The following is a 14,305-nucleotide window of genomic DNA, read 5'->3' on the forward strand; positions in this document are numbered from 1 at the left end:
GACGTGCCTGCAAAGACCCCATGTTCGGTCATGCCGTTGAAAATGGGGGCGGTAAGCACGTGCGTTACTCACCTCTACAAATCCGTTTGCCGCGCTGCGAGGCCACTTCCAGCGCCTGCCCATCCCGCTGTTTGCCCTGCCGTGCCAGGCCTTCAAGCTGAGGTATCAGCATGCCTTCCGGCAAATGCCGCCAGAACCGCCCGGGCATGTGCAGGCGCAGCGCGTCCGGGTTGAGGCGGGCAGGGTTGAAGGTGTGGCGATAATAGGTGCGCCACAGTTCGGCGCCGGGGTCGTCGGCATGGCGCGCCCACTGCCGCCAGTCATCGGGGCAGTGGCGGCGGTAATCGAAGGCCTGGCCGTCGAAGCGGATGCCATCGGTGGGTGTGGCGATCAACCAGCGTTGTCGGCCCAGGCGGTCGGCGAAGTGCGCACTGGCATCGTGCAGGATGTCGTGGGCGGGCTCGTGATAGGCGACCAGGTCCAGCTGCAGTCGCTCGGCCAACGCCTCGGGCAGGGGGACAAAGCGCACGAAGGCATGCAGGTGGTGCGCCTCACGGCTGACCTGTTTGATCCGCCGGTGCAGCTCACTGCCCAGCCGGTCGCCCGCGAGCATGGCGGTGCGATCGCCATGGGCGACACGCCAGAGCACTTCGTACAGCAGGTTCCAGCGTTGCGCGCCGCGATAGCAGGCGGCCTGTGCCAACTGGCTCAGTAACGCCGCCGGCACTTTGCCGCGAAACGGGCCGGGGCCTTCAGGCAGCGGTGCCGGCACGGCCAGCAGATCATCGATAGGGCCTTGTGACCAGGTCACCTCGGCCGGGTCGATGCCATGGCCGAGCAGCGTTCGGGCTTGGTCACGCCAGGTGGCGAAGTGGTTATCACAGTCGAGCGCGATCACCCCCACAACCCCATCTGCACAGGCGCTTGTGGCTCGCGCAGGCGTTCGCGCAGCAGGCCGCTGCGCAGCTCGGCCTGGGCCGGGCGGTAGTCGCTGGTGACAATGAACGGCCGGGCCTTGTCCAGTACGCAGCGCAGTTGGATCAGGTCGTCATAGCGGATGCGCCGTTCACGGCGCAGCGCCACCAGGCGCTGCACGCTGCGCAGGCCGATGCCCGGGATACGTGCCAGCAAGGCCGGTTCGGCGCGGTTAACATCCAGCGGGAAAACTTCGCGATTGGCCAGCGCCCAGGCCAGCTTGGGGTCGATGTCCAGTGCCAGGTTGCCGCTATGGCCCAGCAGTTCGCCGGCCTTGTAGCCATAGCCACGCAGCAGGAAGTCGGCCTGGTACAGGCGGTGTTCACGCAACAGCGGCGGCGCCGCCAGGGGCACGCTGCCTGGGCTGTCGGGGATCGGGCTGAAGGCCGAGTAGTACACACGCTTGAGGCCGTAACCCTGGTACAGCGACTCGGCATTGCGCAGCAGCGTGCTGTCATCGGTGGCGTCGGCGCCGACGATGACCTGGGTACTTTGCCCGGCGGGCGTGAAGCGCGGCGCCTTCGGCTCATTGGCCACGGCTTGCTGGCCTTGGTGGATGACTGCCATGGCCTGGCGGATGGTGTGCGCGTGTTTCTCCGGTGCCAGGCGTTTGAGGCTGGCATCGGTCGGCAGCTCGATGTTGACGCTCAGGCGGTCGGCCAGGCGTCCGGCTTCCTCGATCAGCAGCGGGTCGGCGTCGGGTATGGTCTTGAGGTGGATGTAGCCGCGGAAGTTGTGCTCGTCGCGCAGCAACCGTGCCACGCGGATCAGTTGCTCCATGGTGTAGTCGGCCGAGCGGATGATGCCCGAGCTGAGGAACAGGCCGCTGATGCAGTTGCGCCGGTAGAAGTCCAGGGTCAGGCGCACCACTTCTTCCGGGGTGAAGCGCGCCCGCGGTACGTTGCTGGAGCGGCGGTTGACGCAGTACTGGCAGTCGTACAGGCAGAAGTTGGTCAGCAGCACCTTGAGTAGCGACACGCAGCGGCCGTCCGGCGTATAGCTGTGGCAGATGCCTATGCCATTGGTGGCGCCCAGGCCGTCGCCGCCGCGCGAGCTGCGCTTGGGCGCACCGCTGCTGGCACAGGAAGCATCGTACTTGGCGGCGTCGGCGAGAATGCCGAGTTTGGCGATGAGCTGCATAGTGGCTGACTCGAAACACTGAATATTCATACAGTATTTTGAGCGCGGCCTGATTGCAAGCCCCAGTGATCGAGGTGCCCCAGTAAAACCCTCAGCTAAGCTTGTGCTGGACTTTACGGACAGCTACGAGGCGTGCGGGAGAGGACATGAAAATCACGATCGATGCGAAGTGGGCGCTGGCCGGCCTGGCGCTGGCGATGGGCATGCTCAATGCCCAGGCGGCTGAAACCAAGAAGGTCGATGTGCTGCTGGTGGGCGGCGGTATCATGAGTTCGACCCTGGCTGTCTGGCTCAATGAGCTGGAGCCAGGCTGGTCGATGGAGATGGTCGAGCGCCTGGACAAGGTGGCCGAAGAAAGCTCCAACGGCTGGAACAACGCCGGTACCGGCCACTCGGCCCTGGCGGAGCTGAACTACACGCCAGAGAAGGATGGCAAGATCGACATCAGCAAGGCGGTGGAGATCAACGAGTCGTTCCAGGTGACCCGACAGTTTCTTGCCTGGCAGGTCAAGCAGGGCGTGTTGAAGAACCCCCACTCATTCATCAATACCACCCCGCACATGAGCTTTGTCTGGGGTGACGACAATATCCGCTTCCTGAAAAAGCGCTACGAGGCGTTGCAAGCCAGCCCGCTGTTCAAGCCGATGCAGTATTCCGAAGACCACGAACAGATCCGCAAATGGGTGCCTCTGATGATGGAGGGGCGCGACCCCAACCAGAAACTGGCCGTGACCTGGACGCCGATCGGCACCGACGTCAACTTTGGTGAGATCACCCGGCAGTACGTGGGCTACCTGCAGACCCGGCCAAACTTCGACCTCAAGCTGTCGACCGAGGTCCAGGACATTACCCGTAACGAAGATGGCTCCTGGCATGTGGAGTACAAGAACCTGAAGGACGGCAGCCAGGCCGCCACCGATGCGAAGTTCCTGTTCATCGGTGCAGGGGGCGCGGCGCTGCCGCTGTTGCAGAAGTCCGGTATCGATGAAGCCAAGGACTATGCCGGCTTCCCGGTGGGGGGGTCGTTTCTGGTAACCGACAACCCGGCCATTGCCCAGCGCCATATGGCCAAGGCCTACGGCATTGCGGCGAGCGGCGCCCCGCCCATGTCGGTGCCGCACCTGGATACCCGTGTGCTCGATGGCAAACGCATGATCCTGTTCGGCCCGTTCGCTACCTTCTCGACCAAGTTCCTCAAGCAGGGTTCGTTGCTTGACCTGTTCGCCAGCGCCAGTGTTCACAACGCCTGGCCGATGGTCAGAGTAGGGGTGCGCGAGTTCGACCTGGTGCAGTACCTGGTCGGTCAGGTCTTGCAGTCCGACGATGACCGTTTCGAAGCGCTGCGCACCTACTTCCCCGAAGCCAGGAAGGAAGACTGGCGCCTGTGGCAAGCCGGCCAGCGTGTACAGATCATCAAGAAAGACGAGGCCCAGGGTGGTGTGCTCAAGCTGGGTACCGAAGTGGTCACGTCCAAGGACGGCAGCATCGCCGGCCTGCTGGGGGCATCGCCTGGCGCCTCGACTGCGCCACCGATCATGCTGGATGTGTTGAACAAGGTGTTCAAGGACAAGGTGGCTTCAGCAGCCTGGCAGGCGAAGATCAAACAGATCGTGCCGTCCTATGGCATCCGGCTGAACGAGCATCCGGACAAGGTGCAGGAGGAGTGGACGTATACCAATGAGGTGCTGCAGCTGAATCCGCCGTCGGGTGGTGAAAGCCCAGGTGTCGCGCCATAACGCTGTCAGAGATGTTATGGCTGCAGGGGCCTCTTAGGTTCTGTACGAAAAGGAGGGTTATCCATCGTTATTTGATAGGTGCCTGTCTTAGGTTTGGAGGTGGGGCGGAGATCGAGCGCCGCCCGCGTGGGGCCGGTAAGCCGGCCCCCACAAGTACCCGCAAAATTCTACACTTACATACAGCACGTCACGGCGAATGTCGCGGTGCGCGACACCATTCCCCGGACCACCGCCCCTCGGACCCGGACTTCCCCTGTCGACGGTGGCCTTCTTGCAGAGGAGGGCAGGTCATGGACGAGGCACGGCTTCACGAATTCATGGGCAAGCTGGTGGGTGACATGGGCGCTGCGGCGACCCTGGCAAATGTGATCCTGGGTGACGAACTCGGGTTGTACCGGGCGATGGCCGACAGCCAGCCGACCACGCCCGAAGCACTCGCGGCAAAGACCGGCTGCCACCCGCGGCTGGTCCGTGAATGGCTCAATGCCCAAGCGGCGTCGGGCTACATGGTTCACGACAAGGGCAGTTTCGTACTGCCCGAAGAACAGGCGATGGCCTTGGCGCTCGAAGACTCCCCGGCGTACATGGCCGGTGGCGCGGCGGTGGTGGCCGCCTTGTTCCACGACAAGGACAAGCTGGTCGCGGCCATGCGTGGCGACGGTGCGCTGGCCTGGGGCGACCATCACCCGTGCATGTTCAGCGGCACCGAACGGTTCTTCCGGCCGGGCTACCGAACGTTCCTGGTGGCCGAGTGGCTACCGGCGCTGGAGGGGGTGGTGGCCAAGCTGCAGGCGGGCGCCAAGGTGGCCGATGTGGGCTGTGGCCATGGCGCCTCGACGTTGGTCATGGCCCAGGCGTTTCCGGCATCGACCTTCGTCGGTTACGACTATCACGCGCCCTCCATCACCACCGCCAACCACCGGGCTGACGAGGCAGGTTTGGGCGCACGGGTGAGTTTTCAGCAGGCCACGGCGAAAAACTATCCAGGCCACGACCATGACCTGGTGTGTTTCTTCGATTGCCTGCACGACATGGGTGACCCGGTGGGCGCTGCGCGACACGCCTACGATGCCTTGAAGGCGGACGGCACGGTGATGCTGGTGGAACCCTATGCCGAGGACTCGCTGGAGGGCAACCTGACACCGGTCGGGCGCTTGTTCTATGCGGCGTCGACGTTTATCTGCACGCCCAACTCGCTGTCTCAGGAAGTGGGGCTGGGGCTGGGTGCCCAGGCTGGGGAGGCGCGGTTACGCGCGGTGTTCGAGGAGGCGGGTTTCACACGGTTCCGGCGCGCCACACAAACACCGTTCAACCTGATACTGGAGGCGCGCAAATAGCCGCCGCCCTTGCCGTCACCTGCGCCATTCGGCTTTTGCGCATTGTAATGCCGCGCCGTGGTCGTCAGAATCGCGCCCGGTTTTCGAGCAAGGGGCTTACGTTGAACGAACAGACACTCTCCATGCGCCTGGAGCGCGTGGCGGCGCATGTGCCGCAAGGCGCGCGCCTGGCCGATATCGGCTCGGACCATGGTTATCTGCCGGTAGCGTTGATGCTGCGTGGCGCCATCGAAGCAGGCGTGGCCGGTGAAGTGGCGCACACGCCCTTTGCCTCGGCCCAGCGCAACGTGCGCCGCAACGGCCTGGAGGCGCATATCACCATTCGCCTGGCCGATGGGCTGGAGGCGATCGAAATGGCCGACCGGATCTCGGCCGTCAGCCTCTGCGGCATGGGTGGCAAAACCATGTGCGAGATTCTAGAGCGCGGTAAGCATCGCTTAAATGGCAGCGAGCGCCTGATCCTGCAACCCAACGGCGATGAGTGCGAACTGCGCGGGTGGCTGATGCAAAACAGCTATCGGATCGTCAGTGAAGAGTTGTTGCGCGAAAACCGCTTCGACTACGAAATTATCGTCGCCGAACCTTGTGTGGCAGTGGCTTACACCGCCGAAGAGCTGTACTTCGGCCCGCTGCTGATGCGTGAAAAAGCTCCGGCGTTCGTGACCAAATGGCAGCGCATGCTGCGCCAGAAGCAGCAGACGTTGGCCAACTTCGAACGCGCTCGGGATGCGATACCCGAGGAAAAGCGCCGCGATTTCGCCCGGCAGATCAGCTGGATCAGCCAGGTACTGGCCTAACTCACTGCTGCGAGCAGTTGCCCATTTCCCGGTAGTTGACCTCGCGGGTACGGCCCTGGTGGTCGACATACACCATATGCGCAGTGCCGACCTGGCAGTCGGCAGCGTTGCTGGCCGGGGTGATGGAGATGACTTTGGCGACATCCAGCGGCATGCCGTATTCGTAGTTGCCCGTGCTGGCGGCCGGCTGCTGTGTGCCGGCGTCGGCAAAGGCGCCGAACGAGGCGAGGGAAGCGGCAAAGGCAAGGACGGCGATCAAACGTTTCATGGCAGGCTCCTTCTTCAATGTTTTACCAATGATGTATTCATTGGTGATCCACAATAAATGGGCTAAGCCGTGATAGATTCCTGCCTGGAACGTAAGAATAAGACCGATCAAGGAGCCCACCCCCCATGGACATGCTGCATGCCATGCGTACTTTCACCCGTGTGGTCGAATGCGGCAGCTTCGCCGCAGCCGCCAATGCCCTGGACATTTCTGCGGCGCAGGTGTCGCGCATCGTTGCCGAGCTAGAGAACCAGCTACAGACCCGCCTGCTGCACCGCACCACGCGCCGTTTGCGCATGAGCGAGGCGGGCGAACGGTTTCTGGAGCGCGCGCGGCAAATCATGCTGCTGACCGAAGAAGCCGTCGGCGAGGCGCGAGGCGCGCACCTTACCCCCCGTGGGCGTTTGCGCCTACACTGCCCGCATGGCCTGGGCCTGCTGCTGATGCCGCTGGTGGCGGGCTACAACGCGCTGTGCCCGGAGGTGGTGGTCGAGTTGACCTTGTCTCAGCGCAACCCGGACCCCTTGGCCGAAGGGCATGACGTGGTGATCACCGTGGACGAGGCCTTGCCGGACTCGCAGCTGATCGCCGTGCCGCTGGGCAACATTTTCAGCATCCCCTGCGCGGCACCCAGTTACCTGGAGACCTTTGGCGTGCCCGAGCGGCCGGAAGACCTGCATGGGCATCGCTGCCTGCGCATGGCGTACCCGATGTACGAAGGCGACTGGGTGTTCCCCCAAGGTGTCGATCACTGTGTGATCGCACCGCGCGACAGCTTCCTCACCAACGTGGCCGATGCGATGCTGTTGGCCAGCGAGCTGGGCATGGGCATCGGGCTGCTGCCGTTCTACACCGCCAGCCAGGCGATCGAGCAGGGGCGATTGCGCCGATTGTTGGCGCCGTATCGCCTGCGTGAGAGTGCGCTGTATGCGATCTATCCGTCGCGCCACTACCTGGATGCCAAGGTGCGTACCTGGATCGACTACCTCAAGGAGCAACTGCCCGCGCTGTTCGAAGGGCATGCGCGCATAGTGGATGACGCGCGCTACTGGCGCTGAGCCAGGTTGCGCGACTGCCCCAACAGCGGCCGCGCTAGCCGGCTGTTACAGTGAATAATGCTTGAGCTCCCGCGCAATCAGCATCCGCTGGATCTCGCTCGAACCCTCGTAGATCTGCGTGATACGCGCATCCCGATAATGGCGCTCTACCGGGTAGTCCTCCAGGTAACCATAACCGCCATGCACCTGGATGGCCATGGAGCACACCCGCTCGGCCATTTCCGAGGCGAACAGCTTGGCCTGCGAAGCCTCCGACAGGCACGGCTTGCCGGCACTGCGCAAGCGGGCCGCATGCAAGATCAGCAGGCGCGCGGCATTGACCTGCACCTGCATGTCGGCCAGCAGGTTGGCGATGCTCTGGTGCTCATTGATCGGCTTGCCAAACTGCACCCGGTCACGCGAGTAGGCCAGCGCCGCTTCGAACGCGGCGCGGGCGATGCCCAACGCTTGCGCGGCAATGCCGATACGCCCGCCTTCGAGGTTGGACAGGGCGATGGCCAGCCCCTTGCCACGCTCGCCGAGGATATTGGCGGCAGGGATGCGGCAGTTGTCCAGGGTCACCGCGCAGGTGTCGGAGGCGCGGATGCCCATCTTGTGCTCGCTGCGCTCGACCTTGAAACCAGGGTTGTCCGTGGGCACCAGAAAGGCCGAGAGGCCCTTCTTGCCCAGCGCCGGGTCGGTCACGGCGAAGACAATCGCCAAGCCCGCGCGACGGGCATTGCTGACAAACTGCTTGGCGCCGTTGATCACCCATTCGCCATTCACCAGCTCGGCACGCGTGCGCAGGTTGTGGGCCTCGGACCCAGCCTGGGGCTCGGTCAGGCAGAAGCAGCCAATCACCTCGCCAGTGGCCAGGCGCGGTAACCAGGCCTGCTGTTGCTCGGCAGTGCCATAGGCCAGCAGCGGGCCGCAGCCGACCGAGTTGTGAATGCTCATCATCGCCCCGGTGGCGCCACAACCGGCGGCGATCTCTTCCACGGCCAGGGCGTAGGCGACGTAGTCGGTGTAGCTGCCGCCAAAGGTGTCCGGGACGACCATGCCGAGCAGCCCCAGCTCGCCCATCTTGCGCACCACGCCATCATCGATCCAGCCGGCCTTTTCCCAGGCCTGGGCATGGGGCGCGATTTCGCCACGGGAAAAATCCCGGGCCATGTCGCGGATCATGATCTGTTCTTCGCTCAGTTCCAGGTCTTGCATCTGTGTACTCCCGGGCTCACAGGCCTTCGAAGAATTGGTCGACCCGCCGGCGCTCGAGCCCGGCCAGGGTCGGCGGGTTCCAGCGCGGCTGTTTGTCCTTGTCGATGATCAGGGCGCGCACTCCCTCGACGATGTCGCCGTACTGGAACCACTGGCGGTCCAGGTGCAGTTCCATGGCAAAGCACGCTTCAAGCGCCAGGTGGCGGCCGCGGCGCAGCATCTCCAGGGTAACCGCCATGGCCAGTGGCGAGCGGCTTTCCAGCTGGTCGGCGGTGGCCAGGGCCCACTGGTGGCTGTCGCCGATGCTCACGGCGCGCAGCTGCTCGATGATCGCCGGCAGGTCGGGGAGGGCGAAGAAGTGGTCGATGATCGGGCGCAGCTTCTGCAGTGGTGCGTCGTCCAGTACCTGGGTGCCGAGTTTGGCCAGCAGGCTTTGCAGGTCCTTGAGCGGGTGGTCACCGAAGGCCAGCTTGTCCAGGCCCTGGTCGAGGGCGCTGAGGGCGTCACTGCTCACGTACCAGTCGGCCAGCCCGCAATAGAGGGCATCGGCTGCCTGGATCTGGCTGCCGGTAACACCGAGGTAAATGCCCAGTTCACCCGGGATGCGCGGGAGGAAATAGCTGCCGCCAACGTCCGGGAAATAGCCGATGCCGACCTCTGGCATGCCCAGCCGGCTGCGTTCGGTGACCACACGCAGGTCACACCCCTGAGCCAGGCCCATGCCGCCCCCGAGGGTGAAGCCGTCCATCAGTACCAGCACCGGTTTGCGGTAGTGATGGATGCACAGGTCGAGCGCGTATTCCTCGACGAAAAAGTCTTCGTGCAGGTTGTCGCCGTTTTTGTAGCTGTCGTGCAGCGAGCGGATATCGCCACCGGCGCAGAACCCTTTAGGCCCTTCGCCGCGCAGCACCACGGCGCGCACCTGCGGGTCTTCTGCCCACTGGTCCAAGTGCTGGCGCAGGCTGCGGACCATGTCCAGGGTGAGGGCATTGAGGCCGGCGGGGCGGTTCAGGGTCAGATGGCCAATCTGGTTACGGACCTCGGCCAAGACATGATCCGTTGCCGAAGTGTGAGCATGCGCGGTCATCGCGTTCTCCCTGCTTTGTTATTGATTTTCCAAGTGAAGTCTGGAGTTCGCTGGAGGATAGCTGGATCCTGTCATGCGAATTTGCCGTGCACAATCGGTAAATCTGCAGGGGTGTCCTGCATTTTTGTCACTCTAGCAGTCTGTTAAGGGCCTGGTGGGCGTGGATGAGCCCCCAATTATTAACTTTAGCGTAACGATCGCGCACCCAGCTTGATTGATGCCCATGCCCGCACCGCCCTAAGGTGACCCCACGACAGCGAACCCGTGGAGTCACCATGACAACAACGAAGAATCCACCGCCGCAATGGTCGCGGAGGCGCGCCGAGAAGCAGCGCCGCCTCGACCGGGCCCGCCACCTCGCCGACGGCGTGGTGCTGCCCACCGACCGTATCGTCGAGGCCCTGGAGCTGTTGCTCGCCCCCGGAGACCGGGTGGTACTGGAAGGCAACAACCAGAAGCAGGCCGATTTCCTCTCGCGCTCACTGGCCAAGGTGGACCCAGCGCGCCTGCACGACCTGCACATGATCATGCCCAGCGTCAGCCGTGCCGAGCACCTGGACCTGTTCGAGCGTGGCATCGCCCGCAAGCTCGACTTCTCGTTCGCCGGGCCACAAAGCCTGCGCATCGGGCAGTTGCTGGAAGACGGCCTGCTCGAAGTCGGCGCCATCCACACCTACATCGAGCTTTACTCGCGGCTGCTGGTGGACCTTATCCCCAACGTGACACTGGTCGCAGGCTTCATGGCCGACCGTGATGGCAACCTCTATACCGGCCCCAGCACCGAAGACACCCCGGCTCTGGTGGAGCCTTGCGCGTTCAGCGATGGCATCGTCATCGCCCAGGTCAACCAGCTGGTGGATCGGGTCGACGACCTGCCGCGCGTCGATATCCCTGCGTCCTGGGTCGACTTCGTGGTGGTCGCCGACCAGCCGTTCTACATCGAGCCGCTGTTTACCCGCGACCCGCGCCACATCAAGCCGGTGCATGTGCTGATGGCGATGATGGCGATCCGTGGCATCTATGAAAAACACCAGGTGCAGTCGCTGAACCACGGGATCGGCTTCAACACCGCGGCCATCGAACTGATCTTGCCGACCTACGGCCAATCCCTGGGCCTGAAAGGCAAGATCTGCCGCAACTGGACGCTCAACCCTCACCCCACCCTGATACCCGCCATCGAGACCGGCTGGGTCGAAAGCGTGCATTGCTTCGGCACCGAGCTGGGCATGGAGGACTACATCGCCCAGCGCCCGGATGTGTTCTTCACCGGCCGCGATGGCTCGCTGCGCTCCAACCGCATGATGTGCCAGCTGGCCGGGCAATACGCCGTCGACCTGTTCATCGGAGCCACCTTGCAGGTGGATGGCGATGGCCATTCCTCGACCGTGACCCGCGGCCGCCTGGCCGGCTTTGGCGGTGCGCCGAACATGGGCCATGACCCCCGCGGCCGCCGCCACGCAACCCCGGCCTGGCTCGACATGACCGTGCCCGAGACAATGCTCGAACGCGGCCGCAAGCTGGTGGTGCAGATGGTCGAAACCTATCAGGAGGGCGGCAAGCCCACCTTCGTCGAAACCCTCGATGCAGTCGAAGTGGCGAAAAAAGCCGGCATGCCCCTGGCCCCTGTGATGATCTACGGCGATGACGTCACCCACCTGCTTACCGAAGAAGGCATCGCCTACCTGTACAAGGCGCGCTCCCTCGAAGAGCGCCGGCAGATGATCGCTGCCGTAGCCGGCGTCACCGCCATTGGCCTGCGGCACGACCCCAAAGACACCCAACGCCTGCGCCAGCAAGGCCTGGTGGCATTGCCCGAAGACCTCGGCATCCGCCGCACCGACGCCAGCCGCGAGCTGCTGGCCGCGCGCAGTATTGCCGACCTGGTCGACTGGTCTGGCGGCCTGTACAACCCGCCCGCACGGTTCAGGAGCTGGTGATGAAAGCACTCAACCTGCACACCTTGCCCCTGGCCGACCGCCTGGCCGACCTGGCAGTCGATGCGCTGATCGACGAAGCCGACCTGTCGCCCAAACCGGGCCTGGTAGACGGTCGCAGCAACGGTGCCCACACGGACATGACGCTGGCGTTGATGCATGCCTCGGCGTTGGCCCTGTGGCCCTGCCTGCGGCAGATGGCCGAAGCGGCCGAGGCCATTGGCGAGATCGGCGTGCCCTTGCGCGCAGCCCTGGGCCGGATTGGCCGTGAGGGCGAAGCGGCGATGCTGGCGACCACGGGCGGGGTGAACACCCACCGCGGCGCGATCTGGGCCTTGGGCCTGCTGGTGGCCGCCAGTGCGCTGGGTGCCCAGCTCGGCCCCGTTGCATTGGCCGCCCGCGCCGGGCGCATTGCACTGATCGACGACCCAGGCGCAACCCCTGAAGACAGCCATGGTGTGCAGATACAGCGCCGCTATGGCAGCGGCGGTGCCCGTGAGCAGGCGCAGTTGGGGTTCCCTGCTGTGATCACTCACGGCCTGCCGCAACTGCACCGCAGCCGTGCTGCCGGCGCCCGTGAAAACCAAGCACGGCTCGATGCCTTGCTCGCGATCATGGCGGCCCTGGCCGACACCTGTGTGCTTTGGCGTGCCGGGCCGCAAGGGCTGGCCACGGTCCAGCAGGGCGCCCGTGCCGTGCTGGAGGCGGGTGGCAGTGCCACCCTGGCCGGGCGCCGGCAGCTGCGCCGGCTGGACCAGCAGTTGCTGCACCTGAATGCCTCACCGGGCGGCGCCGCCGATCTGCTGGCCGCCTGCCTGTTCCTCGACAACGCCGGGAGCCTGTGACATGGAAACCCTGACCTTTCAATTCGCCGCCGCCGAACCTGGCCGTGGCCGCACCGTGGTGGGCTGCGTCAGCTCCGGCGACCTGGAGGTGCTGATCGAGCCCGGCACCGCCGGCAGCCTGCAGATTCAGGTCGTAACCTCGGTCAACGGCAGCGGCGCCCGCTGGGCGCAACTGTTCCAGCGCCTGTTCGAAGGCCGCCAGTGGCCCGCTGTGAACATCGACATCCATGACTTCGGCGCCACCCCTGGCGTGGTGCGCCTGCGGCTGGAGCAAGGCTTCGAGGAGATCGCCCCATGACGGACATCCAACGCTTGCTGCAAAGCCGCAGCTTTGTCGAACTGGGCGCGCGCCAGCGGGCCCGCGCCGTACTCGACCCGGGTAGCTTCCGCGAACTGCTCGGCCCGTTCGACCGGCTCATGTCGCCCTGGCTGCCACGCCAGGGCATCGTGCCCCAGGCCGATGATGGCGTGGTCATCGCCAAGGGCCGCCTGAACGGCCGCCATACCGTGCTCGCCGCTATCGAAGGGGGCTTCCAGGGTGGCAGCATGGGCGAGGTGGGCGGGGCCAAGATCGCCGGTGCCTTGGAGCTGGCCATCGAAGACAACCGCAACGGCACGCCGACCAGCGCCGTGTTGCTGCTGGAAACCGGTGGCGTGCGCTTGCAGGAGGCCAACCTTGGGCTGGCGGCGATTGCCGAGATCCAGGCCGCGATCGTGGCGTTGCGCAGCTACCAGCCGGTCATCGGCCTTATCGCAGGTGCGGTCGGCTGCTTCGGCGGCATGTCCATCGCTGCCGGGCTGTGCAGCCACTTGCTGGTCACCCGCGAGGCGCGCCTGGGCCTCAATGGCCCGCAGGTGATCGAGCAGGAAGCGGGCATCGGCGAATACGACGCCAAGGACCGGCCCTTCATCTGGAGCCTCACCGGTGGCGAGCAGCGCCATGCCAGCGGGCTGGTGGATGGCTACGTCGCCGACGATGTGGATGCCATCCGCCAGCAGCTTCTGCAACTGCTCGACACCCCAGCCACAGACCGGGCCAGCCGCCATGCCTGGTTCCTTGAGCGGCTGTCGCGCCTGGGCGATGACTGCCCGCAACTGGATGCCGCCGCCGTGCGCACCCTCTATCAAGGAGAAACCCAATGAACCGTGCCTCGAACTGGCTGCCGGGCCTGGCCGGCGGCCAAGCGTTGCCGGGCTACCCTGCGTCGCTGCAGGTGATCGACGGCGAACTGGACAACCGCCTGGCCCGCTTCATTGCTGTGGTGCCAGATGCGCACAACCCGTTCCCCCGGGCCCGCGCGGGTGAAGTAGGCCTGCTGGAAGGCTGGGGGTTGGCCAAGGCGGTGAGCGAGGCGGTCGAGGCCGACCGCCACGGCGAGAAGCGCGCGATTGTCGCGGTCATCGATGTGCCGAGCCAGGCCTATGGACGCCGCGAAGAAGCGTTGGGCATTCACCAGGCCCTGGCCGGTGCGGTGCAGGCGTATGCCCGGGCGCGCCTGGCCGGGCACCCGGTGATTGGCTTGCTGGTCGGCAAGGCGATGTCGGGTGCTTTTCTGGCGCATGGCTATCAAGCCCAGCGCCTGATCGCGTTGGATGACGCCGGGGTGATGGTGCATGCCATGGGCAAGGCCGCCGCCGCGCGCATTACCCTGCGCAGCGTCGAAGCGCTGGAAGCCCTGGCCGCAGAGGTGCCGCCGATGGCTTACGACCTCGACAGCTACGCCTCGCTGGGTTTGCTGTGGCGACGCCTTGGCGTGGACAACGCCGAGACGCCAAGCGCCGACGACCTGGCCCGGGTGCGTACGTGCCTGGCCGACGCTGTGCGCGATATCGGCAGCTCGACCGACCTGTCATCGCGGCTGACGGGCGAGAATCGGCGGGCGTCGCGCGAGGTGCGCGAGCACCTGCGTCGTCAGTGGCAGGGGGCCTGA

14 protein-coding genes are annotated in these 14,305 nt (G+C 65.0%); 9 read left to right on the forward strand and 5 right to left on the reverse strand.

Annotation, left to right across the window (positions count from 1 at the left end; all coding sequences use genetic code 11):
- Positions 1 to 64: 64 nt before the first annotated feature.
- The gene (locus tag PC358_RS03500; protein ID WP_033697553.1) at positions 65 to 904 is read right to left on the reverse strand and encodes a TIGR03915 family putative DNA repair protein; all 840 of its coding nucleotides are present in this window, start codon (positions 902 to 904) and stop codon (positions 65 to 67) included.
- Positions 895 to 2,115: a putative DNA modification/repair radical SAM protein gene (locus tag PC358_RS03505; protein ID WP_033697554.1), complete on the reverse strand. Its 1,221-nt coding sequence runs from the start codon at positions 2,113 to 2,115 to the stop codon at positions 895 to 897. The genes PC358_RS03500 and PC358_RS03505 overlap by 10 nt, the downstream gene beginning before the upstream one ends.
- Positions 2,116 to 2,261: 146 nt before the next feature.
- Between PC358_RS03505 and mqo the strand changes: the two genes are divergently transcribed.
- From mqo to PC358_RS03520, 3 genes are all read left to right on the forward strand, one after another.
- The gene (gene mqo / locus PC358_RS03510) at positions 2,262 to 3,851 is read left to right on the forward strand and encodes a malate dehydrogenase (quinone) (RefSeq protein ID WP_033697555.1); all 1,590 of its coding nucleotides are present in this window, start codon (positions 2,262 to 2,264) and stop codon (positions 3,849 to 3,851) included.
- Between the two features lie 290 nt (positions 3,852 to 4,141).
- Positions 4,142 to 5,188 carry a class I SAM-dependent methyltransferase gene (locus PC358_RS03515; RefSeq protein ID WP_033697556.1) on the forward strand — a complete coding sequence of 349 codons (1,047 nt, stop codon included), beginning with the start codon at positions 4,142 to 4,144 and terminating at the stop codon, positions 5,186 to 5,188.
- A 101-nt stretch (positions 5,189 to 5,289) separates the two neighbouring features.
- Positions 5,290 to 5,985, forward strand: a complete 696-nt coding sequence (locus tag PC358_RS03520; RefSeq protein WP_033697557.1) for a tRNA (adenine(22)-N(1))-methyltransferase — start codon at positions 5,290 to 5,292, stop codon at positions 5,983 to 5,985.
- A 1-nt stretch (position 5,986) separates the two neighbouring features.
- On the opposite strand, the gene PC358_RS03525 is transcribed toward PC358_RS03520, so the two are convergent.
- On the reverse strand, positions 5,987 to 6,253 hold the full coding sequence (locus tag PC358_RS03525) for a DUF2790 domain-containing protein (protein ID WP_033697558.1): 267 nt from the start codon (positions 6,251 to 6,253) through the stop codon (positions 5,987 to 5,989).
- Positions 6,254 to 6,378: 125 nt separating this feature from the next.
- On the opposite strand from PC358_RS03525, the gene PC358_RS03530 reads away from it, so the two are divergent.
- Entirely contained in the window at positions 6,379 to 7,311 is a 933-nt protein-coding gene (locus tag PC358_RS03530; protein WP_033697559.1) for a LysR family transcriptional regulator, read from the forward strand.
- Positions 7,312 to 7,356: 45 nt separating this feature from the next.
- On the opposite strand, the gene PC358_RS03535 is transcribed toward PC358_RS03530, so the two are convergent.
- Together PC358_RS03535 and PC358_RS03540 are read right to left on the reverse strand one after the other, a co-directional pair.
- On the reverse strand, positions 7,357 to 8,508 hold the full coding sequence (locus PC358_RS03535) for an acyl-CoA dehydrogenase family protein (RefSeq protein ID WP_033697560.1): 1,152 nt from the start codon (positions 8,506 to 8,508) through the stop codon (positions 7,357 to 7,359).
- Between the two features lie 16 nt (positions 8,509 to 8,524).
- Positions 8,525 to 9,595: an enoyl-CoA hydratase/isomerase family protein gene (locus PC358_RS03540; protein ID WP_033697561.1), complete on the reverse strand. Its 1,071-nt coding sequence runs from the start codon at positions 9,593 to 9,595 to the stop codon at positions 8,525 to 8,527.
- Between the two features lie 275 nt (positions 9,596 to 9,870).
- Between PC358_RS03540 and mdcA the strand changes: the two genes are divergently transcribed.
- From mdcA to mdcE, 5 genes are read left to right on the forward strand one after another with little or no spacing between them, the layout of a single operon-like run.
- Positions 9,871 to 11,532 (forward strand): malonate decarboxylase subunit alpha, encoded by a 1,662-nt coding sequence (gene mdcA, locus PC358_RS03545; protein WP_033697562.1) that lies wholly within the window; start codon positions 9,871 to 9,873, stop codon positions 11,530 to 11,532.
- A complete protein-coding gene (locus tag PC358_RS03550) occupies positions 11,532 to 12,374 on the forward strand; it encodes a triphosphoribosyl-dephospho-CoA synthase (protein ID WP_033697563.1) in 843 nt (280 codons plus the stop codon). The genes mdcA and PC358_RS03550 overlap by 1 nt, the downstream gene beginning before the upstream one ends.
- Position 12,375: 1 nt before the next feature.
- The gene (locus tag PC358_RS03555) at positions 12,376 to 12,672 is read left to right on the forward strand and encodes a malonate decarboxylase subunit delta (RefSeq protein WP_033697564.1); all 297 of its coding nucleotides are present in this window, start codon (positions 12,376 to 12,378) and stop codon (positions 12,670 to 12,672) included.
- Complete coding sequence (locus PC358_RS03560; protein WP_033697565.1) at positions 12,669 to 13,517, forward strand: biotin-independent malonate decarboxylase subunit beta; 849 nt, start codon at positions 12,669 to 12,671, stop codon at positions 13,515 to 13,517. The genes PC358_RS03555 and PC358_RS03560 overlap by 4 nt, the downstream gene beginning before the upstream one ends.
- Positions 13,514 to 14,305 (forward strand): biotin-independent malonate decarboxylase subunit gamma, encoded by a 792-nt coding sequence (gene mdcE / locus PC358_RS03565; RefSeq protein ID WP_033697566.1) that lies wholly within the window; start codon positions 13,514 to 13,516, stop codon positions 14,303 to 14,305. Before PC358_RS03560 ends, mdcE begins: the two co-directional genes overlap by 4 nt.

The sequence above is a fragment of the Pseudomonas capeferrum genome (assembly GCF_000731675.1).
Classification (GTDB): Bacteria; Pseudomonadota; Gammaproteobacteria; order Pseudomonadales; family Pseudomonadaceae; genus Aquipseudomonas; species Aquipseudomonas capeferrum.